The 21,034-nt window shown below is 71.5% G+C and carries 18 protein-coding genes and 1 pseudogene; 6 read left to right on the top strand and 13 right to left on the bottom strand.

Annotated features, from left to right (window positions below):
* Positions 1 to 39: 39 nt before the first annotated feature.
* Together ACIQM4_RS26685 and argH are read right to left on the bottom strand one after the other, a co-directional pair.
* Positions 40 to 585: a TetR/AcrR family transcriptional regulator gene (locus ACIQM4_RS26685; RefSeq protein WP_401596429.1), complete on the bottom strand. Its 546-nt coding sequence runs from the start codon at positions 583 to 585 to the stop codon at positions 40 to 42.
* A gap of 61 nt (positions 586 to 646) precedes the next feature.
* Positions 647 to 2,074 (bottom strand): argininosuccinate lyase, encoded by a 1,428-nt coding sequence (gene argH, locus ACIQM4_RS26680; protein WP_401596426.1) that lies wholly within the window; start codon positions 2,072 to 2,074, stop codon positions 647 to 649.
* Between the two features lie 312 nt (positions 2,075 to 2,386).
* Between argH and ACIQM4_RS26675 the strand changes: the two genes are divergently transcribed.
* The 4 genes from ACIQM4_RS26675 (at position 2,387) to ACIQM4_RS26660 (ending at position 6,358) form a co-directional block, all read left to right on the top strand.
* Positions 2,387 to 3,745: an NAD(P)/FAD-dependent oxidoreductase gene (locus ACIQM4_RS26675; protein ID WP_401596423.1), complete on the top strand. Its 1,359-nt coding sequence runs from the start codon at positions 2,387 to 2,389 to the stop codon at positions 3,743 to 3,745.
* 129 nt (positions 3,746 to 3,874) lie between these two features.
* Positions 3,875 to 4,465, top strand: a complete 591-nt coding sequence (locus ACIQM4_RS26670; RefSeq protein ID WP_401596421.1) for a pyridoxamine 5'-phosphate oxidase family protein — start codon at positions 3,875 to 3,877, stop codon at positions 4,463 to 4,465.
* Positions 4,466 to 4,474: 9 nt separating this feature from the next.
* Positions 4,475 to 5,176, top strand: a complete 702-nt coding sequence (locus tag ACIQM4_RS26665) for a L,D-transpeptidase (RefSeq protein ID WP_401596418.1) — start codon at positions 4,475 to 4,477, stop codon at positions 5,174 to 5,176.
* 153 nt (positions 5,177 to 5,329) lie between these two features.
* Entirely contained in the window at positions 5,330 to 6,358 is a 1,029-nt protein-coding gene (locus ACIQM4_RS26660; protein WP_401596415.1) for a bile acid:sodium symporter family protein, read from the top strand.
* On the opposite strand, the gene ACIQM4_RS26655 is transcribed toward ACIQM4_RS26660, so the two are convergent.
* The 6 genes from ACIQM4_RS26655 to ACIQM4_RS26630 form a co-directional block, all read right to left on the bottom strand.
* Positions 6,355 to 6,903: an arginine repressor gene (locus ACIQM4_RS26655; protein WP_401596868.1), complete on the bottom strand. Its 549-nt coding sequence runs from the start codon at positions 6,901 to 6,903 to the stop codon at positions 6,355 to 6,357. The genes ACIQM4_RS26660 and ACIQM4_RS26655 overlap by 4 nt on opposite strands.
* 5 nt (positions 6,904 to 6,908) lie before the next feature.
* Entirely contained in the window at positions 6,909 to 8,117 is a 1,209-nt protein-coding gene (locus ACIQM4_RS26650) for an acetylornithine transaminase (RefSeq protein WP_401596412.1), read from the bottom strand.
* Positions 8,114 to 9,043, bottom strand: coding sequence for an acetylglutamate kinase (gene argB, locus ACIQM4_RS26645; protein WP_401596410.1), 930 nt, complete (start codon positions 9,041 to 9,043; stop codon positions 8,114 to 8,116). Before argB ends, ACIQM4_RS26650 begins: the two co-directional genes overlap by 4 nt.
* Positions 9,040 to 10,194, bottom strand: coding sequence for a bifunctional glutamate N-acetyltransferase/amino-acid acetyltransferase ArgJ (gene argJ / locus ACIQM4_RS26640; RefSeq protein ID WP_401596407.1), 1,155 nt, complete (start codon positions 10,192 to 10,194; stop codon positions 9,040 to 9,042). The genes argB and argJ overlap by 4 nt, the downstream gene beginning before the upstream one ends.
* Entirely contained in the window at positions 10,191 to 11,219 is a 1,029-nt protein-coding gene (gene argC / locus ACIQM4_RS26635; protein WP_401596404.1) for an N-acetyl-gamma-glutamyl-phosphate reductase, read from the bottom strand. The genes argJ and argC overlap by 4 nt, the downstream gene beginning before the upstream one ends.
* Positions 11,220 to 11,408: 189 nt before the next feature.
* The gene (locus tag ACIQM4_RS26630) at positions 11,409 to 13,022 is read right to left on the bottom strand and encodes a hypothetical protein (protein ID WP_401596401.1); all 1,614 of its coding nucleotides are present in this window, start codon (positions 13,020 to 13,022) and stop codon (positions 11,409 to 11,411) included.
* A gap of 207 nt (positions 13,023 to 13,229) precedes the next feature.
* Here ACIQM4_RS26630 and ACIQM4_RS26625 point away from each other — a divergent pair, with 207 nt between their 5' ends.
* On the top strand, positions 13,230 to 13,784 hold the full coding sequence (locus tag ACIQM4_RS26625; protein ID WP_401596398.1) for an isochorismatase family protein: 555 nt from the start codon (positions 13,230 to 13,232) through the stop codon (positions 13,782 to 13,784).
* Between the two features lie 114 nt (positions 13,785 to 13,898).
* On the opposite strand, the gene ACIQM4_RS26620 is transcribed toward ACIQM4_RS26625, so the two are convergent.
* From ACIQM4_RS26620 to ACIQM4_RS26605, 4 genes and pseudogenes are all read right to left on the bottom strand, one after another.
* Positions 13,899 to 16,118, bottom strand: coding sequence for an NADP-dependent isocitrate dehydrogenase (locus ACIQM4_RS26620; RefSeq protein ID WP_401596395.1), 2,220 nt, complete (start codon positions 16,116 to 16,118; stop codon positions 13,899 to 13,901).
* A 665-nt stretch (positions 16,119 to 16,783) separates the two neighbouring features.
* Positions 16,784 to 17,698: a sigma-70 family RNA polymerase sigma factor gene (locus ACIQM4_RS26615; protein WP_401596392.1), complete on the bottom strand. Its 915-nt coding sequence runs from the start codon at positions 17,696 to 17,698 to the stop codon at positions 16,784 to 16,786.
* Between the two features lie 118 nt (positions 17,699 to 17,816).
* Positions 17,817 to 19,298 (bottom strand): carboxylesterase/lipase family protein, encoded by a 1,482-nt coding sequence (locus ACIQM4_RS26610; protein ID WP_401596865.1) that lies wholly within the window; start codon positions 19,296 to 19,298, stop codon positions 17,817 to 17,819.
* 384 nt (positions 19,299 to 19,682) lie between these two features.
* Positions 19,683 to 20,132: pseudogene (locus ACIQM4_RS26605) on the bottom strand (GNAT family N-acetyltransferase); the annotation flags it as partial.
* A gap of 117 nt (positions 20,133 to 20,249) precedes the next feature.
* Between ACIQM4_RS26605 and ACIQM4_RS26600 the strand changes: the two are divergent.
* The gene (locus ACIQM4_RS26600) at positions 20,250 to 20,729 is read left to right on the top strand and encodes a nucleoside deaminase (protein WP_401596862.1); all 480 of its coding nucleotides are present in this window, start codon (positions 20,250 to 20,252) and stop codon (positions 20,727 to 20,729) included.
* 26 nt (positions 20,730 to 20,755) lie between these two features.
* On the opposite strand, the gene ACIQM4_RS26595 is transcribed toward ACIQM4_RS26600, so the two are convergent.
* Positions 20,756 to 20,959: a DUF1918 domain-containing protein gene (locus ACIQM4_RS26595; RefSeq protein WP_401596390.1), complete on the bottom strand. Its 204-nt coding sequence runs from the start codon at positions 20,957 to 20,959 to the stop codon at positions 20,756 to 20,758.
* Positions 20,960 to 21,034 lie beyond the last annotated feature (75 nt).

Genomic DNA, 21,034 nt, shown 5'->3' with positions numbered 1-21,034 from the left:
CCACGCTCCGCCGTGCACCGCCGGGCAGCAACTCGACGATCATGTGCTGCTCCGCCGTGCGCCGCCGAGCAGCAGCTCGACGATCATGTGCTGGAAGTCCTTCGCCGCGGTCCTGCCGTCCTGGACCGACCAGGCGGCCGACGAGACGAGTCCGTACAGGGCGTCGGTCAGCCAGGCGGGGCTCAGGTCGATGCGGAACTCGCCGTTCTCCTGGCCACGCCGGAAGAGGGCCGCCAGTCGGGCGTCGACGCGGTCCCAGCCGGGGTTCTGACCCGCCTCGAAGAGCTGGTTCTCGGTGATCAGGAAGGCGAACAGACCGGCGACCGGCTCGACCTCGCGCACGAGGCGGCGCACGGCGTCCGCGGCGCGGCCCTCGTCCAGGACGGCGGCGTCCAGGGCGGCGTCCAGCTCACTCAGGCCGAACTGCTCCAGCGCCTTGATCAGTGCCTCCCGGCCGGCGAAGTGCCGGTGCAGGGTGGCGCGCCCGATGCCCGCCGCCCTGGCGACCTCGTCCATGGTGGAGGTCGCCTTGCGGGTGAGGAGGGCGGCGGCGGAGCGCAGAACGTGCTCACGGTCGACAGTCATGAGACGAGCATAGCCCGTATGAGACATTGATGTCTCATACGGGCTGTGGGGACGGGCGGGGTTACCTCTTGGCGACGGCCCAGGCGTGCTGCTCGGCCAGGTCCGCCTTCAGTTCGGCGAGCTGGACCGCGACCGCCGAGGGGGCGGTGCCGCCGCGTCCGTTGCGGGAGGCCAGCGCGCCCGGCACGTTGAGAACCGTCCGCACCTCGGGAGTCAGGTGCTCGGAGATCTTGGCGAACTGAGCGTCCGTCAGCTCGTCCAGCTCGATCCCCTCCCCCTCGCACACCTTCACGCACTCGCCCGCGACCTCGTGCGCGACCCGGAACGGCACGCCCTGCTTGACCAGCCACTCCGCGATGTCCGTGGCGAGCGAGAAGCCGGCCGGGGCCAGCTCCTCCATCCGCTCGCGGTTGACGGTGAGGGTGGCCATCATGCCGGTGAAGGCGGGCAGCAGGACCTCAAGGGTCTCGCAGGAGTCGAAGACCGGCTCCTTGTCCTCCTGAAGGTCCCTGTTGTAGGCCAGGGGCAGCGCCTTCAGGGTGGCCATCAGTCCGGTCAGGTTGCCGATCAGCCGCCCCGACTTGCCACGCGCCAGCTCCGCGATGTCGGGGTTCTTCTTCTGCGGCATGATCGACGAGCCGGTGGAGAAGGCGTCGTGGAGGGTGACGAAGGAGAACTCCTTCGTGTTCCAGATGATGATCTCCTCGGCGATCCGGGAGAGGTTGACGCCGATCATGGCGGTGATGAACGCGAACTCGGCGACGAAGTCCCGGGACGCCGTGCCGTCGATCGAGTTGCCGACCGAACCGTTCTCGAAGCCGAGGTCGGCGGCGACCGCCTCCGGGTCGAGGCCGAGCGAGGAGCCGGCCAACGCCCCCGACCCGTAGGGCGAGACGGCCGTGCGGGCGTCCCACTGCCGCAGCCGCTCCGCGTCCCGGGCCAGCGGCTGTACGTGCGCGAGGACATGGTGGGCGAAGAGGACCGGCTGGGCGTGCTGGAGATGGGTGCGGCCCGGCATCGCGACGTCCGGGTGCGCCTCGGCAAGTCCGACGAGGGCGTCCTGGAGCTCGGCGAGCAGGCCGCCGATGGTCCGCGCGTGGTCACGGAGGTACATGCGGAAGAGGGTGGCGACCTGGTCGTTGCGGGACCGGCCGGCCCGCAGCTTGCCGCCGAGGTCGGCGCCGAGGCGCTCGATGAGCCCCCGCTCCAGCGCGGAGTGCACGTCCTCGTCCGCGATCGTGCCGACGAAGTCCCCGGCGGCGACGTCCGCCTCCAGCCGGTCCAGGCCGTCCAGCATCCGGGTCAGTTCGTCGGCGCTGAGCAGCCCCGCCTTGTGCAGTACCCGGGCGTGGGCACGGGAGCCGGCGATGTCGTACGGCGCGAGAACCCAGTCGAAGTGGACGGACGCGGAGAGCTTGGCCAGGGCCGCTGCCGGGCCGTCCGCGAACCGGCCGCCCCAGAGCCGACCTTCACCGGTGTTGCTGCTCACAGCTGGTACTCCTCAGGGATGTCGATGTGCCGCGGCCTTCCCGCGCGCAGGTGCGGGGCCACGAGTCTCCGTGCCAACGACGCGGACTCTGTCGAGGTCGCGCCGGGCGCCGCACCGCCCGTGCAGCAATAGGCATAACTATGCAAGGGCCCGTATGTTTTGTCAAAGCTTCTCGGGCCGAGAACCGGGCGCCGCGGGCAATGCCCCGGATGCCCCGCGAATCACCTGCCAACGAGCGGGCATGCGCGTCAGCACCGAAGCTGAAGACGATTTCTGCGATTCAGAGCCCGGAACGAAAGAGCGGTGGACACGATGACGCGACCGAGGATTGTGGTGGTCGGCGCAGGCTTCGTCGGAATCGAGTGCCTGCACAGGCTGGAGCGCAAGCTCTCGCCACGCGACGCCGAGCTGATCCTGATCTCGCCCACCGACTTCCAGCTCTACCTCCCGCTGCTCCCGCACGTGGCGTCCGGCGTGCTCACCCCGCAGTCCGTCGCGGTCTCGCTGCGCCGCCGGCTGCGCCGTACGAAGATCGTGCCCGGTGTCGCGATCGGCATCGACGCGGCCGCCAAGGCGTGCATCGTGCGCAAGGCGACCGGCGAGGTGACGGTCAAGCCGTACGACCACCTGGTGATCGCGGCCGGTTCCACCACGCGCACCTTCGACATCCCCGGCCTCACGGATCACGCCCTCGGGGTGAAGACGCTGGCCCAGGCCGCGTACATCCGCGACCACGTGATCGCCCAGCTCGACCTCGCGGCGGCCACCGTCGACGAGGAGGAGCGCAAGGCCCGGCTCCAGTTCGTGGTGGTCGGCGGCGGCTACGCGGGCGTGGAGACGGCCGCCTGCCTGCAGCGCCTCACCACCAGCGCCCTCAAGCGCTACTCGCGGCTCGACCCCTCGCTGGTCCGCTGGCACCTGGTGGACGTGGCGCCCCGGCTCCTGCCCGAACTGGGCGAGCGTCTCGGCGTCAAGGCGATGGCCATGCTCCGCGAACGCGGCATCGAGTTCTCGCTCGGCACCTCCGTCGCCTCCGTGGACGAGACCACCGTCAAGCTCACCGACGGCCGTACCCTCCCCTGCCGCACCCTCATCTGGACGGCCGGCGTCGCCGCCTCACCCCTGGTCACCACGCTCGGCGCGGAAACGGTGCGCGGCCGTGTCGTCGCCTCCAACCAGCTGACCGTCCCCGGGTACGACGGGCTGTACGCGGCCGGCGACGTGGCCGCGGTGCCCGACGTCGCCAAGGGTGGCGACGCGATCTGCCCGCCCACCGCGCAGCACGCCCAGCGCCAGGGCAAGGTCCTCGCCGACAACATCATGGCGAGCATGACCGGCGCCCCCCTCAAGCCGTACATCCACAAGGACCTCGGTCTGGTCGTGGACCTGGGCGGCGCCGACGCGGTCTCCAAGCCGCTGGGCGTCGAACTCCACGGCCTGCCCGCGCAGGTGGTCGCACGCGGCTACCACCTGATGGCCCTGCCGACGCTGACCGCGCGCTCCCGGGTGGCGGTCAACTGGGGCCTCAACGCGGTGGCGGGCGACGACTTCGTCCGTACCGGCTTCCAGGACAACAAGCCCAAGACCCTCCAGGACTTCGAGCGTACGAAGTCCTACCTGTCGCAGGACGAGGTGAAGAAGTACAGCGAGACGCTGAACGTCAGGGCCTGACGCCCCGGCGCCCCCGGGCCCCGCACGGGCGTGCGCACCGCCGCCACCGGGGCGCTCGCGCGCACGCCCGCGTGTCCGCACGCTGGAACGCCCTACCCGTACCACCGTCCTGGGCGGAGAATGATCCGCATGGGAAAGACTCACGAACGCATAGAGGGCCGGTTGCGCTCCTTCATCGAGGCGCAGCCGGTCTTCTTCACCGCCACCGCGCCGCTCTCCGGTGACGGGACCGTCAACCTCTCCCCCAAGGGCCTCAAGGGCTCCTGGGTGGTGCTCGACGAACTCACCGTCGCCTACCTCGACTTCGCGGGCAGCACCGCGGAGACCGTCGCGCACCTTCGGGAGAACGGGCGGATCACCCTCATGTGGTGCGCCTTCGAGGGGCCGCCGAACATCGTCAGGGTGCACGGGCGCGGCGAGCCGGTCTTCCGCGACGACCCCAGGTTCCCGGACCTGCTGGCGCGCTTCGAGGGCATCGACGTCACGCGGCACGGGCTGCGGGCGATCGTCGTGGTGACGGCGGAGACCGTCCGCGACTCCTGCGGATACGGCGTGCCGTTCATGAAGTACGACGAGGAGCGGACGCTGCACGGCTCGCGGTTCGCACGGGAGGACGACGAGTCGCTGTCGGCGTACTTCGAGAAGAAGGAGCACATCGCGGCGAGCATGGACGGCCTGCCCGGAGTGCCGTTGCCGCTGCCGCCGCTGCGCGTCTCGTAACGTCTGGGGATGATCTCCCCGCGCGCCGGTGCCGGTGCCGTCTCCCTGATCGCCCTGCTCCTGCCCGCTTTCGGAGGCGCCGACGCCCCGCTGCCCGCCCGGATGGCCGACACGGGCGGCGGGCGCCAGCTCGTCACCGCCGTGGCCCCCGGCCCGCGGGCGACGACCGGCACGGTGACCTGGTGGGACCGGCGGGGCGGGCGGTGGGTCGAGGCGGGGCGGGCGCCGGCCCGGTTCGGGGCGAACGGGCTCGCCGAGGGAGCGAGCCGGGTACAGGGCACCAGCACCACCCCGACCGGGCTGTACGGCCTGCCGTACGGGTTCGGCACCGAGGCCGCGCCGGCGGGCACCGAGGTCGCCTACCGGCGGGTCGGGCCGAACTCCTGGTGGTGCCAGGACAACCGGTCGCTCTCCTACAACAGGTGGGTGGAGCCCCTGCCGGCGGACTGCCGTCCCGGTGAGGCCGAGAAGCTCGACGAGTACGGCACCCAGTACGCGCACGCGCTGGTCGTCGCGTTCAACTACCCGAGGCCGGTGCGGGGGCGTGGCGCCGGCATCTTCCTGCACGTCGACGGGCGCGGTGCGACGGCCGGCTGTGTGTCCGTGCCGAAGGACGCCATGCGGCGGATCCTGCGGTGGGCCGACCCCGCGCGCGGGCCGCACATCGGCATCGGGACGGTCGACGGCCCGACGGCGATCACCCGCTACTGACCACCGGGCCGCCCCCGGCGGGGCGTTGGCGGCGGGTCACTCCCGACCGGCTGCCAACGCCCCGGACCGCCGGGGGCCGACGCCCTGTGCGTGTAGCGACCACATATCGAGACGGTGTTGCGCGGAGCGCCCACCTGGGCGTTGCATCACCGCGTGCGTACCGAATCCGAAGCCCCCTCCCACACAGCTCCCACCAGCGGGAACGACGACCGCGCCGCCAGGCGGGCGGTCACCGTCTTCCCGGTGCTCGTCCTCGCGGCGGGGGCGCTGGGGCTCGTCACCCCGGACACGTTCGCCGACTGGAAGACCTCCGTGCCGTACCTGCTCGGCATCGTCATGTTCTGCATGGGCCTGACGATGACGCCGCTGGACTTCAAGGGGGTCGCGAAGCGGCCCTGGGCGGTGGCGCTCGGACTCGTCGCGCACTACGTGATCATGCCGGGCCTCGGCTGGCTCATCGCGCACGCGCTGGACCTGCCGCCGCAGCTCGCGGCGGGTGTGATCCTGGTCGGCTGCGCGCCCAGCGGCACCGCGTCGAACGTGGTGACGTACCTGGCCAGGGGCGACGTGGCTCTGTCGGTGTCCGTGGCGACCGTCTCCACGGTCCTCGCGCCGCTCGTCACCCCGCCGCTGACACTGCTGCTGGCGGGTGAGTACCTGCCGGTGGACGCCGGGTCGATGGTCGAGGACATCCTCAAGACCGTGCTGCTGCCGGTGATCGCCGGGCTGCTGATGCGGCTGGTGGCCGGGCGGTACCTGGAGCGGGTGCTCGGCGCGCTGCCCTGGCTGTCTGCCGTGACCATCGCCGTGATCGTGGCGGTCGTGGTGGCCGGCAGCGCCACCGCGATCAGGTCGGCGGCGCTGCTCGTCCTCGTCGCCGTGGTGCTGCACAACGGGCTGGGCCTCGCGCTGGGGTACGGGGCGGGAAAGCTGGCCGGGCTCGGGCAGCCGGCGAGCCGGGCGATGGCCTTCGAGGTCGGCATGCAGAACTCCGGCCTGGCCGCCTCCCTGGCCACCGCCCACTTCAGCCCGCTGGCCGCGCTGCCCTCGGCGGTGTTCTCGGTGTGGCACAACGTGTCGGGCGCACTGGTCGCCGCCTGGATGTCGTACCGCAGCCGGAAGGCCGAGACGGCCATGGAAACCGCGGCCACGGCCACGACCACGGCTGCCGCCGCGGACTAGCGTTCCTTCTGCGTCAGCCGCAGCAGATGGTCCGCCAGCGCCTGGCCGCCCGCCGGGTCGCGGCTGATCAGCATCAGCGTGTCGTCGCCCGCGATCGTGCCGAGGATCGCGCGCAGCTCCGCCTGGTCGATGGCCGAGGCCAGGAACTGGGCGGCGCCCGGCGGTGTGCGCAGTACGACCAGGTTGGCCGAGGCCTCCGCCGAGATGAGCAGCTCCGCGGCGAGGCGGCTCATCCGTTCCTCCTTGGCCGACTCGCCGAGCGGTGCCTGCGGGGTGCGGAAGCCGCCCTCGCTGGGCACCGCGTAGATCAGCTCACCGCCGGTGTTGCGGATCTTCACCGCGCCGAGCTCGTCGAGGTCGCGGCTGAGCGTCGCCTGGGTGACGCTCAGCCCGTCGTCGCTGAGGAGCTTGGCGAGCTGGCTCTGCGAGCGCACCGGCTGCCGGTTGAGGATGTCCACGATCCGGCGGTGGCGTGCGGTCCGGGTCTGCGGTACCGCGGGGCCGCCGTTGCCGTGCTCGTTGTCCCGCGCCTGCGCCTCGGTCATCGTCGTCATTCTCCGGATCGTTGGTCCCCGTGTGCTGCGGCGTACGCCTCGTCGAGAACGCCGGGGAGTCCCTGGAGGAAGGCGTCCAGCACGTCGTCCTCGATGTTCAGAGCGGGCATCAGCCGTACGACATCGGGGGCGGGCGCGTTCACCAGGAAACCGGCGTCCTGAGCCGCCTGCTGCACCTGGGGAGCGAGGGACTCGGACAAGACGATACCCAGGAGCAGGCCCGCACCCCGGACGTGGGAGACCAAGGGGTGTCCGAGTGACTGGATCGAGTCGCGCAGCTTCTCGCCCTTGCGCTTGGTCTCGTCGAGCAGGCCCTCGGCGGCGATGGTGTCCACCACGGCGATGCCGGCGGCGCAGGCGACCGGGTTGCCGCCGAAGGTCGAGCCGTGGTGCCCGGGCTTCAGCAGGTCGGCGGCCGCCCCGTACACCAGCGTGGCGCCGAGCGGGAGTCCGCCGCCGATGCCCTTGGCGAGGGTGACGACGTCCGGGTCGATGCCCTCCTCCGCCTGGTGCGCGAAGAAGTGCCCGGTGCGCCCGGTGCCGGTCTGCACCTCGTCGAGGACCAGGAGGGTGCCGGTGGCGCGGGTGATCTCCCGGGCCGCCCGCAGATAGCCGGCCGGGGGCACGACGACGCCGAGTTCGCCCTGGATGGGCTCGACGACGAGCAGCGCCGTGTCCTCGGTGACGGCCGCGCGCAGCGCCTCCACGTCTCCGTACGGCACGTGCGTGACATCGCCGGGGAGGGGGAGGAAGGGTTCCCGCTTGCCCTGCTGGCCGGTGAGGGCCAGGGCGCCCATGGTGCGGCCGTGGAACCCGCCGGTGGTGGCGACCATGTGGCTGCGCCCGGTGAGCCGGCCGATCTTGAAGGCTGCCTCGTTGGCCTCGGCGCCCGAGTTGCAGAAGTACACCTTGCCGGGGCGGCCGGAGCGTTCGACGAGCCGTTCGGCGAGCGCGACCGGCGGTTCGGCGATGTAGAGGTTGGAGACGTGTCCCAGCGAGGCGATCTGGCGGGAGACGGCCTCGACGACCGCGGGGTGCGCGTGGCCGAGGGCGTTGACCGCGATGCCGCCGACGAAATCGGCGTATTCCTTGCCGTCGGCGTCCCAGACGCGGGAGCCCTCACCGCGGACGAGCGCCAGCTTGGGGGTGCCGTAGTTGTCGGTGAGCGCACCCTGCCAGCGCCCGGTGAGTTCCGTGTTGCTCATGACTCCCCCTGGGTGTCCTGCGCGTCGGGCACGACCATCGTGCCGATTCCTTCGTCCGTGAAGATCTCCAGCAGGATCGAGTGCTGGACCCGCCCGTCGATGACGCGGGCGGTGGTGACGCCGTTGCGTACGGCGTGCAGACAGCCCTGCATCTTGGGGACCATGCCGCTGGCGAGCTCCGGCAGGAGCTTCTCCAACTCGGTGGCGGTGAGGCGGCTGATGACGTCGTCGCTGTGCGGCCAGTCCTCGTAGAGCCCCTCGACGTCGGTGAGGACCATCAGTGTTTCGGCGTCCAGCGCCGCAGCGAGTGCCGCAGCCGCCGTATCAGCATTGACGTTGTAGACATGGCCGTCGTCCTGGGAGCGGGCGATCGAGGAGACGACCGGGATCCGGCCGTCGGCGAGGAGCGCCTCGATGGCGCCCGTGTCGATCGCGGTGATTTCGCCGACCCGGCCGATGTCGACGGCGGCGCCGTCGATCTGCGGGAAGTGCTGGGTGGCGGTGATGGTGTGCGCGTCCTCGCCGGTCAGGCCGACGGCCAGCGGTCCGTGCTGGTTGAGCAGGCCGACGAGTTCGCGCTGCACCTGGCCGGCGAGCACCATCCGTACGACGTCCATCGCCTCCGGCGTGGTGACCCGCAGCCCGGCCTTGAACTCGCTGACGATGCCCGCCGCGTCGAGCTGCTTGCTGATCTGCGGACCGCCGCCGTGCACGACGACCGGCTTGAGGCCCGCGTGGTGCAGGAAGACGACGTCCTGGGCGAAGGCCGCCTTGAGGTCCTCGTCGACCATGGCGTTGCCGCCGAACTTGATGACCACGGTCTTGCCCTGGTGGCGGGTCAGCCACGGCAGGGCCTCGATGAGGATCTGCGCCTTGGGGAGCGCGGTGTGCTTGCGGGCGGTGTTCTTGGCGTCGGGAGTGCTCATGAGGAGTACGCGCTGTTCTCGTGGACGTAGTCGGCGGTGAGGTCGTTCGCCCAGATCACGGCGGACTCGGATCCCTCGGCGAGATCGGCGGTGATCTTGATCTCCCGGTAGCGCATGTCGACCAGGTCCCGGTCGTCGCCGACCGAACCCTTCCTGCAGACCCACACCCCGTTGATGGCGACGTTGAGGGCGTCGGGGTCGAAGGCGGCCTTCGTGGTGCCGATGGCGGAGAGCACCCGGCCCCAGTTGGGGTCCTCGCCGTGCAGGGCGCACTTGAGGAGGTTGTTACGGGCGATGGACCGGCCGACCTCGACGGCGTCGTCCTCGCTCGCCGCGTTGATCACCTCGATACGGATGTCCTTGCTGGCGCCCTCGGCGTCCCCGATCAGCTGCCGGGCGAGGTCGTCGCAGACGGTGCGCACCGCGGCGGCGAACTCGCCGTACTCCGGGGCGGTCTCGGACGCGCCCGAGGCGAGCAGCAGCACGGTGTCGTTGGTCGACATGCAGCCGTCGGAGTCCACCCGGTCGAAGGTCTGCCGGGTCGCGTCGCGCAGCGCCTTGTCGAGCACGGGGGCCTCGACGTCGGCATCGGTGGTGAGGACGACCAGCATGGTGGCGAGGCCGGGGGCGAGCATGCCGGCCCCCTTGGCCATGCCGCCGACGCTCCAGCCGGACCCGCTGGTGTGCACGGCGGTCTTGTGCACGCTGTCGGTGGTCTTGATGGCGATGGCGGCCTTCTCGCCGCCGTGCACGGACAGCTCGGCGGCGGCCTTGTCGATGCCGGGCAGGAGCTTGTCCATCGGGAGGAGCACACCGATGAGGCCGGTGGACGCGACGGCGACCTCGCCCGCGCCGACCCCGAGGGTCTCGGCGGCCTTCTCGGCGGTGGCATGGGTGTCCTGAAAGCCCTGGGGGCCGGTACAGGCGTTGGCGCCACCGGAGTTCAGGACGACGGCGGTGATCTCGCCGCCCTTGACGACCTGCTCGGACCAGAGGACCGGCGCGGCCTTGACTCGGTTGGAGGTGAAGACGCCCGCGGCGGCGCGGCGCGGGCCGGTGTTGACCACGAGGGCCAGATCCGGGTTGCCGTTCGCCTTGATTCCGGCGGCGATGCCCGCCGCCGTGAATCCCTGTGCTGCCGTGACGCTCACGGTGCGACTCCAATCGTGGTGAGGCCCGTGGACTCGTCCAGTCCCAGGGCGATGTTCATGCTCTGCACCGCGCCGCCCGCGGTGCCCTTGGCGAGGTTGTCGATGGCGCTGACGGCGATGACGCGATGTGCGGCGGCGTCGTACGCCACCTGGATCTGTACGGCGTTGGAGCCGTACACGGACGCGGTCGCGGGCCACTGCCCCTCGGGGAGCAGCGTGACGAACGGCTCGTCCGCGTAGGCCTTCTCGTACGCGGCCCGCACGTCCGCGTGGCTCACCCCCGGCCTCGCCTTCGCGCTGCTGGTGGCGAGGATGCCGCGCGGCATCGGGGCCAGCGTCGGCGTGAAGGAGACGGTGACCCGCTCCCCCGCGACCGCGCTGAGGTTCTGGATCATCTCGGGGGTGTGCCGGTGGCCGCCGCCCACTCCGTACGGGGACATGGAGCCCATCACCTCGGAACCGAGCAGGTGCGGCTTGACGGCCTTGCCCGCGCCGGAGGTGCCGGAAGCGGCGACGATCACCGCCTCCGGTTCGGCAAGTCCCGCCGCGTAGGCGGGGAAGAGACCGAGCGAGACGGCGGTCGGGTAGCAACCGGGCACCGCGATGCGCTTGGACCCCTCCAGCGCGGCACGGGCGCCCGGCAGTTCGGGCAGGCCGTAGGGCCAGGTACCGGCGTGCGGGGAGCCGTAGAACTGCTCCCAGTCAGCGGCGTCCGCCAGCCGGAAGTCCGCTCCCATGTCGACGACCAGGACCTCGTCGCCCAGCTGCTCGGCGACCGCGGCGGACCGCCCGTGCGGCAGCGCGAGGAAGACGACCTCGTGCCCGGCGAGTGCCTCGGGCGTGGTCGGCGCGAGGACGCGGCCCGCGAGCGGTGCCAGGTGTGGCTGGAGGGTGCCGAGTGCCTCGCCGGCGTGGGAGTGCCCGGTCAGGGCGCCGATCTCGACGCCGGGGTGGGCAAGCAGGAGACGCAGCAGTTCCCCGCCCGCATATCCACTCGCTCCAGCCACCGCTGCGCGCACCACCATGGAAAAGTCCTCCTCGTGCATTCCCCTCGCCGAAGGCATGACTATACGCATCGACGCAGTTTTATGCAAAGGATGGCGGGGGCCGGGCGGCAGCGAGCGACCTCTCGGTGGGCGCACCCGAGCCGGCGGGAGAAGGCCGTGTCCCCCCGCCGCACGCAGGGGGACACGGCCGTTCCTCGGTGCGGCGGGTTACTTCTTCGGGCAGGTCACCGTTCCGATGACGATGCCGCTGAAGGCGCCGGTCATCATCCCGACAGCGACCCCGGGGGGACCGCCGAGGAGGCCCGAGACGCCTCCGCTGACGATGCTGGTGCCGATCTTCGCGGCCATGCACTTGTCGTACGCGTCGCTGTCCTTGGCGGCGCGGAAGGACGCCGCTGCCATCGCCCGGGTGCTCTTCGCGGCAGCGGCGTGAGCGGCAGAGGTGCCGTCGCCCAGGGAGAAGGTCGGGGGCGACAGGGTTCCGGTGACGGTGTCGCCGCTCACGCCTTCGATGGTCTGGGTGACGGTGGTGCCCGCCACCGTGAGAGCGGCCTTGTGGATGACGCCGTCGGTGTCGGTGACGGTGCCGGGCATGACCGTCGCGATGGTCGCACCGGACGCGTCACTGACCCTGACGCCACCGGGCACGGCGGTCAGCCTGCCGCCCGTGGGCACGTCCATGACGGCGGACGCGGTCTTCGCGATGACGGTGGGCCTCACGTCGTCGCTGGTGGATCCGGTGCCCGGCGGGTTCGCGTTCGTACGGGCGACGTACATCGTCGTGCCGACCGTGGAGTTGATGACCGGGACCGTGACGGTCGCGTCGGTCGTCCACGGCTGGTTGTCGGTGTCGAACGTCCAGGTGCCGGTGACCTTCTTGCCGACGGCGGCGAAGTCGACCCAGGCGTAGCTCTTGGGCGGGACGGTCACGGAGATGCCGTTGATCGTCGACTCGTCCGAGGTGTACGTCTGCGTCGCGGTCAGCTGATTGCTGATCATGGCCTGGACCGGGGTGGTGACGCCGACCGAGGTCGACAGGCCGGCTGAGAACGACTGGGCCCAGCCGGAGTGGTAGATCGTGGTGAAGATCTGGGTCATCGTGGCGCTGGTGTCGTTGAACCAGACCGAGGAGGCGGGACGCCTCGGCAGAACCTCGGGCTGTCCTTCGGAGGTCTGCTTCCACGAGCAGGTGGAGGTCTTCCTGGAGCACAGGTCGCTGTAGTAGTCCAGGGCGAGACTTCTGGCTTCGGCCGCCTTGTACTCGGGCAGCGTCCACTGCTGACTCGCGCTGCCGTCGCAGACGTTCGGCTGGGCGAGGATGCCCCACAGATGGAGACCGCCACGGTTGTCCATGCAGTACTCCGTGCCCGCTTCGGCACGGCGGATGATGCCGAAGGTGTTCGGCTTGCCGTCGACGGGACGGAAGTGCCACTGCTGGCCGTCCTGGCCGCACGACCTCTGGGTGGCGGGCTGGGTGGCGTAGATGCACTTCCCGGAGGACGTGCTGGCGATGTTGAACTGTCCGGGAGCGCTGAGCCTTATCAGCCGCCACTGCGTGTAGTTCGTCCCGTCGGGGGTGACGGAGATCTGGTTCCCGTCGTTCTTGCCCGTGGCGTTGAGGGTGCCGTCGGGGTTGGTGAAGGTGTACGCCTCGTCCGCCGCCGCGCCGGACGCCGTCGCGCCGGCCGGGGCAGCGGCGGCCGGGGATGAGGCGACCGGGGCGGCGGCGGCCGGGGTGGCGGTGAGCACCGGCGCGAACAGCCCCAGGGCAACAGCGGGCGCGAGGAGAAGTCTCGCGGTTCTTCTTCTGATCGTCTTCAACGTCGCTCCCTGAGCTTCGGCCGTGCCGCTTCATGGCCCCGCAGCGGTGTGTGCCGCGGGGCCGGACGTCTGGAAGCTAGGCGCCCAAGGTGCAGGTCAGACAGGTCAAGTGACCGGCCATTGCTGGCCGGTCGGCGCTGAGTCCTGTTGTCAGTGGGTCGGGATACCTTGCGGGGAGAGGAAATCGGCGCTCATGAAGGGGAGATCATGACCACTCTGGAAAACCGGCCGAACAGCGCACTTCTCGTCGTCGACGTGCAGAACGGCGTGGTGGGCGGCGCCCACCTGCGCGACGAGGTGGTGGCGAACATCGCGAGCCTGGTCGAGCGGGCACGGCACGAAGGCGTGCCCGTCGTCTGGGTCCAGCACTCGGACGAGGAGCTCACCCGGGGCAGCGACGACTGGCAGCTGGTCCCGGAGCTGACCCCGGCGGACGCGGAGCCGCTGGTCGCGAAGAGTTACGGCGACTCCTTCGAGGACACCGACCTGGAGGACGTGCTGTCCGGGCTCGGGGTGGGGCGGCTCGTCGTCGTCGGCGCGGAGACCGACGCCTGCATCCGCTCGACCCTGCACGGCGCGTTCGCCAGGGGGTACGACGCGGTCCTGGTCGGCGACGCGCACACGGCGGGCGACAAGACGGCGTGGGGTGCGCCGACGCCGGAGCAGGTGATCGCGCACACGAACCTGTACTGGAAGTTCCAGAGCGCCCCGGGGCGGACGGCGGGCACGGCCGGCACCTTGGAGGTCACCCTCGGGCGGTAGCTTCCGGCCGGCCGGAGCACCGGACACAGGACTGCCCCGGTCGGTGAAGTACCGTCCGGGGCAGCCCTTTCAACGTGTTTGACGTGGCGTCAGGCGAGCGACGCGTCAGGCGGTTCAGCCGAGGGTGGCGAGCGCCTGGTTCAGCGTCTTCGACGGACGCATGACGGCCGAGGCCTTCTGCGCGTCCGGCTGGTAGTAACCGCCGATCTCGACCGGCGAGCCCTGCACGGCGATGAGCTCGTCGACGATGGTCTGCTCCTGCTCGGCCAGCGTCGCGGCCAGCGCGCCGAAGGCCTCGGCGAGCTTGGCGTCGTCGCTCTGCCGGGCCAGCTCCTGGGCCCAGTAGAGCGCCAGGTAGAAGTGGCTGCCACGGTTGTCGATGCCGCCGAGCTTGCGGCTCGGGGACTTGTCCTCGTTGAGGAAGGTGCCCGTGGCGCGGTCCAGGGTGTCCGCGAGCACCTGGGCGCGCGCGTTGCCCGTGGTGGTGGCGAGGTGCTCGAAGGAGACGGCCAGCGCGAGGAACTCACCGAGGGAGTCCCAGCGGAGGTAGTTCTCCTTGACGAGCTGCTGGACGTGCTTCGGGGCGGAGCCGCCGGCGCCCGTCTCGAAGAGGCCGCCGCCGTTCATCAGCGGGACGACGGACAGCATCTTGGCGCTGGTGCCCAGCTCCAGGATGGGGAAGAGGTCCGTCAGGTAGTCGCGCAGGACGTTGCCGGTCACCGAGATGGTGTCCTCGCCGCGGCGGATGCGCTCCAGGGAGTAGGCGATGGCCTTCTCCGGCGACTTGATCTCGATGGTGAGACCGTCGGTGTCGTGGTCGCCGAGGTACTTCTTGACCTTGGTGATGAGCTGCGCGTCGTGCGCGCGGTCCTCGTCCAGCCAGAAGATCGCCGGGACGCCGGTGGCGCGGGCGCGGGTGACGGCCAGCTTGACCCAGTCCTGGATGGGGAGGTCCTTGGTCTGGCACATCCGGAAGATGTCGCCCGCCCCGACGGCCTGCTCGATGACCGCGGTGCCGTCCTCGGCGAGGACCCGGACGGTGCCGGTGGCCGGGATCTCGAAGGTCTTGTCGTGGCTGCCGTACTCCTCGGCCTTCTGCGCCATCAGACCCACGTTGGGTACGGAGCCCATGGTGGACGGGTCGTAGGCGCCGTTGGCGCGGCAGTCGTCGATGACGACCTGGTAGATGCCCGCGTAGGAGGAGTCCGGGATCACCGCGAGGGTGTCGGCCTCGCCGCCGTCCGGGCCCCACATGTGGCCGGAGGTGCGGATCATGGCCGGCATCGAGGCGTCGACGATGACGTCGGACGGCACGTGCAGGTTGGAGATGCCCTTGTCGGAGTCGACCATGGCCAGCTCAGGGCCTTCGGCGAGTTCGGCGTCGAAGGAGGCCTTGATCTCGGCGCCCTGCGGGTGCGCCTCCAGGCCCTTGTAGATGCCGCCGAGGCCGTCGTTCGGGGTCAGACCGGCGGCAACGAGCACGTCACCGTACTGGGCGAAGGTCTTCGGGAAGAAGGCGCGGACCACGTGGCCGAAGATGATCGGGTCGGAGACCTTCATCATGGTGGCCTTGAGGTGCACGGAGAAGAGCACGCCCTCGGACTTGGCGCGGGCGAGCTGCGCGGTGAAGAACTCGCGCAGGGCGGCGACCCGCATGACCGAGGCGTCGACGACCTCACCGGCGAGGACGGGGACCGACTCGCGCAGCACGGTGGTGGCGCCGTCGTCGCCGACCAGCTCGATACGGAGCGAGCCCGCCTCGGCGATCACGGCGGACTTCTCGGTGGAGCGGAAGTCGTCGGCGCCCATGGTGGCGACGTTGGTCTTGGACTCCGGGGTCCACTTGCCCATGCGGTGGGGGTGGGCCTTGGCGTAGTTCTTCACCGAGGCGGGGGCGCGGCGGTCGGAGTTGCCCTCGCGCAGGACCGGGTTGACGGCGCTGCCCTTGACCTTGTCGTAACGGGCGCGGACGTCCTTGTCCTCGTCGGACTTCGGGTCGTCCGGGTAGTCCGGGAGGGCGTAGCCCTGGGCCTGGAGCTCGGCGATCGCGGCCTTCAGCTGCGGGATCGAGGCCGAGATGTTGGGCAGCTTGATGATGTTGGCGCCGGGCGTCTTGGCCAGCTCGCCGAGCTCGGCGAGAGCGTCATCGATGCGCTGCTCCTCCTTGAGGCGCTCGGGGAAGCTCGCGATGATGCGGCCGGCCAGGGAGATGTCACGGCGCTCGACCGTGACACCGGCCGTGGAGGCGTAGGCCTCGACGACGGGCAGGAACGAATACGTCGCGAGGGCCGGGGCCTCGTCGGTGTGCGTATAGATGATGGTCGAGTCAGTCACCGGGTACTCCGCTCCACGTCTGCAACATTGCTTGACGTCAAGATATCTGGTGAGCGGGGCAGGGGGTGACTCGGGGCGCAACGCGGGGGCACTCGGCGCGAGAGAACCTTGCGACCGGCGACGAGTGACCAGCGGGACGGGGCCGACGGGTCCCGCCGGCGGGCGGCGGTGGGCCGGCGGGCGTGGCCGGGACCCGAGCGGGACCGCGGCGCGAGCGGGGCCGCGGCACGAGTGGGGCACGGCACGACCGAGGCCGCGGCGCGAGCGGGGCACGGCACGAGCGGGGCACGGCACGAGCGGGGCACGGCACGAGCGGGGCCGCGGCGCGAGCGGGGCACGGCACGACTTTGAGCGCGCCGCGGGCGCGAGCGGGACGGCGGCACGAACCTGAGCGGGGGCGCGGCACGAACCCGAGCGCGGGCGCGGCACGAACCCGAGCGCGGGCGCGGCACGAACCCGAGCGCGGGCGCGGCACGAACTTGAGCGCGGGCGCGAGCCCGAGCAGGGCGCCGCACGAACCTGAGCGCGGGCGCGAACCCGAGCACGGCACGGCACGGCACGGCACGGCACGAGTTTGAGCGCGCCGCGCGCTCGGCTCGGACCGCCCTCCCCCAGCCGCAGGGTCCCTGGCCCCCTAGCCCCCTAGCCCCCTGGCCCCCTCGCCCTCAGTCCTCCAGGAAGCTCGTGTCCAGCTCTGACAGTCGCTGTCCGTCCGCCAGGATGTTCAGCTCCACGATCTTGCCGGACACCACCGTGAAGCCCATCACTCCGACCATCCGTCCGTCGACCACGTTGACCAGCCCCGGTGCCCCGTTCACCAGCGCCGGACGGGCGGACTGCGCGGCCTTCGCGAACATGAGCGCGTTCGAGACGACCTCCCTCGCACCGCGCACCACCTTCGACATCCCCGGCATCCCGGGTCCGGTGTCCGCGCGCAGCACGCACCGCGGGTCGAGGAGCGAGAGCAGGCCGTTGAAGTCGCCGCCACGGGAGGCGGCGAGGAAGGCCGTCACCACCTCCCGCTGACGGCTCGCGTCCGTGTCCGGAGCCGGGGCGCCGTCCCGTACCCTTCGCCTGGCCCGGCTCGCAAGCTGGCGGGTCGCCGCCGGGGTCCGGTCCACCAGCGGTGCGATCTCGTCGAACGGCACCGCGAACATGTCGTGCAGGACGAAGGCGAGCCGCTCCGCGGGCCCCAGCGTCTCCAGTACGACGAGCAGGGCGAGCCCCACCGAGTCCGCCAGCACCGCCTGCTGCTCCGGGTCCGCGTCGTCCCGCCGCACGATCGGGTCGGGTACGTGCGTGTCGTCGAGCGGATCCAGCGGGGCCTCCCGGCGCGAGGTGCGCGAGCGCAACTGGTCGAGGCATACGCGGGCGACCACCGTGGTCAGCCAGCCGGGCAGGTTGTCGATGCTGCCCGCGTCCTGGCGGCCGAGCCGCAGCCAGGCCTCCTGCACGGCGTCCTCGGCCTCGCTGGAGGAGCCCAGCATCCGGTACGCGACACCGCGCAGGCGCTCACGCTGGGCCTCGAACTGCCCTGCCAGGTAATCGGGTTCGCCCTGCGGAGTGCTGGTGGGTGCCATCGGGCCCTCGTTCTCGTCCACGTAAGCGTCGACAGGTCGTGACAGACCGACGATCTTGCGTACCGTAACGTCCGGGCCGCCGCCAGGCACCCCCTTTTGCTCTCCCGACTCCTTCTGCTCAGGGCAGGAACGGGGTGAAGTCCGTGCCCCGCCACAGCTCGCGCGGCGGGCCGTCCGCCGCGGGCGCGCCCCAGATCCGTACCGCACCTTCGTCCGTTCCGTCGTACGGCGCCCAGCCGGGATCCCCGGTGGCGGCGAACTCCGCCCAGGAACGTACCAGTTGGGCGGACAGCTCGTCGTCCTCGGGGGTGGGTGGCCCACCGATGAGGAATTCCAGCCGGCTGTCACGGTGGGCACCAAAGGCGAACGGGATGTCCGCGCAGTGCCAGGCGCGGACCGAGGGCCGCCCCTCGGCATCCGTACGACGACGGGCGAAGCGGGAGAGGAAGGTGCGGCCTCCGGCCCTGACGTGGGCGTCGGCGACACGGTTGCTGTACTCGGCGAAGTGCAGGTCACCGAAGAGGGCGAGGTAGACGTCGAGCACGGAGGCGTCGGGCCGTCGGCTGCGGTAGCCGTCGACGACGGCCGGGGTGATGCCGAAGTCGGTGCAGAAGGCGGTCAGTTGTGCCTCGGTGGTGACCTTCGCGCTGTTGCCCACCGCGTCCAGGAGCCAGTACTCCTCGGTGGTGTGGCAGACCAGGAGCTGCATGTCGGCCACCGGCGCGGCCGCGTGCGCCGCGAGGGGGTCGACGGGCAGGACGGCGCCGTCGGCCACCGGGCCGTAGAGAACCGGGTCGTAGTGGAGGGCGCCGGAGCCCGGGTCCCTGCGGTAAACCTCGGCCACCTGGTCGGTTGCCGCGACGAGCGCTGCCGGGGACGTGGCGAGCAGCCCTTCGGCGGTGGCGGGGGCCCCGGCGGCGGCCGCGACCCTGCGCGTGATGTCTGCCGCGGCCGCGCGGGAGAAACAGGGGCCGACGGCGCTGTGCGCGACTGCCCGCCGGAAGAGCCCGCGTGCCTCGTCCATCAGCATCAGGCTCACCGCGGAGGTACCCCCGGCGGACTGCCCCGCAACGGTCACCAGTTCCGGGTCGCCGCCGAAGGCCGCGATGTTCGTACGCACCCAGCGCAGGGCGGCGGCCTGGTCGAGGAGACCGCGGTTCTCGGGGTAGGCGGCGCCACCGGCGGGGACGTGCCCGAAGCCTTCGAAGCCGAGCCGGTAGTTGACGGTGACCACGACCAGACCGGCGCGGGCCAGGACCGTGCCGTCGAAGTCGGGCTGGGCGCTGGAGCCGAACGTGTAGGCGCCGCCGTGGATCCAGACGAGCACGGGAAGCTGCCCGTCCAGCTGTGGTGACCACACGTTGAGGGTGAGTACGTCCTCGTCGCCGGGCGCCCACGAGGGTGCGCCGGGGAGTTCGGCCGACTGCGGGGAGATCACACCGAAGGCGGTGCAGTCGCGGACGCCGTCCCAGGCGGCGGGGGGCTGCGGAGCACGGAAGCGATGCGGGCCGAACGGCGGTGCGGCGTAGGGGATCCCGAGGTGGGCGGTGATCCCGGGACTGACCTCCATTCCCCGCACCCACCCGTGCGCGACCCGCACGACCGACGCGTCCCTACCGGGCGGGGCGGCACCGGCATCGGCACCGGCACCGGCACCGGCGGCATCGGCTCCGGCATCGGCTCCGGCTCCGGCTCCGGCTCCGGCAGGCTGCTGGGCACCGGCGGGCCCGGCCAACGAGGCGACATCGACCGCGCCGGGCGTCTCGGCCCCGGCGGACCCGGCGGCCCCGGCGGACCCGGCGGACCCGGCGGACCTTACGGGTCCGGCAAGCACGACGTGCTCTGCCGGCACCACGAGCTCCGCGGAAGCGGCAGGCCCTGCGCACGCCTCGCGCTCCGCCCGCCCGGACCCGACAACCGCAAGCGCCCTCTCCCACCGCACCTCGCCGTCCTCCCACCGCTCCGTCGGCGCGAGACCGGCGGAGCGGGCGACGGCCTGTGAGGCACGGTGCTCAGGGTGGATGTGCGCGCACAGTTCGCCGACTCCCGGCTGTCCCGACAACCACGCCGCCAGGCCGCGGGCCGCTTCCTTCGCGATGCCTCGGCCCTGCCAATCGGTGCCCACCACCCAGGCGATCTCCGCGACCCCGTCCCGGACGGTCGCCTGGACCGTGCCCGTCGGACGGGACTCGGGGCGCAGCAGGAGCACCCAGTTGAGCCAGCCGACGGCGGGGTCCGGTGAGCCGCCCGCCAGGCGTTCGTACCGGGTGCGCAACGCGTCCTCGGCCAGCGGCTCCCCGCCGGTGAAGACGTGCAGGGCGGGATCGGCGAGCACCGTCGCCATCTCGCGCGCGTGGGCCGCCGTGAGGGGAACGAGGTCCAGGCGTTCGGTCCTGATGCGCTCGGGTCGTGGCAACTGCTGCGTGCGGGTCATGCGGTGCGGCTCTCCGTCCGTCGAAGTGCCGTCACCGTAGCCTTGCCGCCGCATAGGGTTCCAAGGAGTTTCGTGGATCCCCGCACCCACCCGTACCGACCCGCCCGGGAGAAGCCGATGACCGACGGCACCGATCTGACCCATCTGCGCCGCTGCGTGGAGCTCGCCGCCGAGGCGCTGGCCGCCGGTGACCAGCCGTTCGGCTCCGTGCTCGTCGGCGCGGACGGCGTGGTGCTCGCCGAGGACCGCAACCGGGTGGGCGGCGGCGACCACACCCAGCATCCCGAGTTCGCGCTCGCCCGCTGGGCCGCCGCACATCTGCCGCCCGACGCGCGGCGGGCGGCAACCGTCTACACCTCCAGCGAGCACTGCACGATGTGCGCGGCCGCACACGGCTGGGTGGGACTCGGCCGCATCTCCTATGCCAGCTCGTCCGAGCAACTCCTGGGCTGGCTGGACGAGTTGGGGGCCGATCGGCCGCCTTTGACGATCCTGCCGGTGCAGCAGGTGGTGCCGGGCATCGCGGTGGAGGGACCGGCACCGGAACTGACCGAGGAGATCCACGGGCTTTTCCGCAGGATGATGCGAGCCGGGTGAGCGCACTCGCCCCCCGGCGGGCCCTCTCACCCGACGTCTGTCTCCGGCCCCTGCCTGCGTACCACCGTGTCCGGGCCCGGTGACATCACCGTCTCGTGCCCGTCCGCGAACCGCACACGGTACGGCGGCGCCCCGTTCGGCCCCAGTACCTCCACGACTTCCGCGACCCGGTCCTGCTGACCCACGATCCTGCCGTGTGTCAACAGCCGGTCGCCCACGCTCGCTCGCATCGGACTGACCTCCTGAGCTCGCTGCCGAAGAAACAAGTCTACGGCTTGGCGGGCGAGTTGACGCCGTGGAGTAGC

Origin of the sequence: Streptomyces sp. NPDC091272 (assembly GCF_044757485.1) — a bacterium.
Classification (GTDB): Bacteria; Actinomycetota; Actinomycetes; order Streptomycetales; family Streptomycetaceae; genus Streptomyces.
This window is presented reverse-complemented; position numbering and strand designations above follow the sequence as displayed.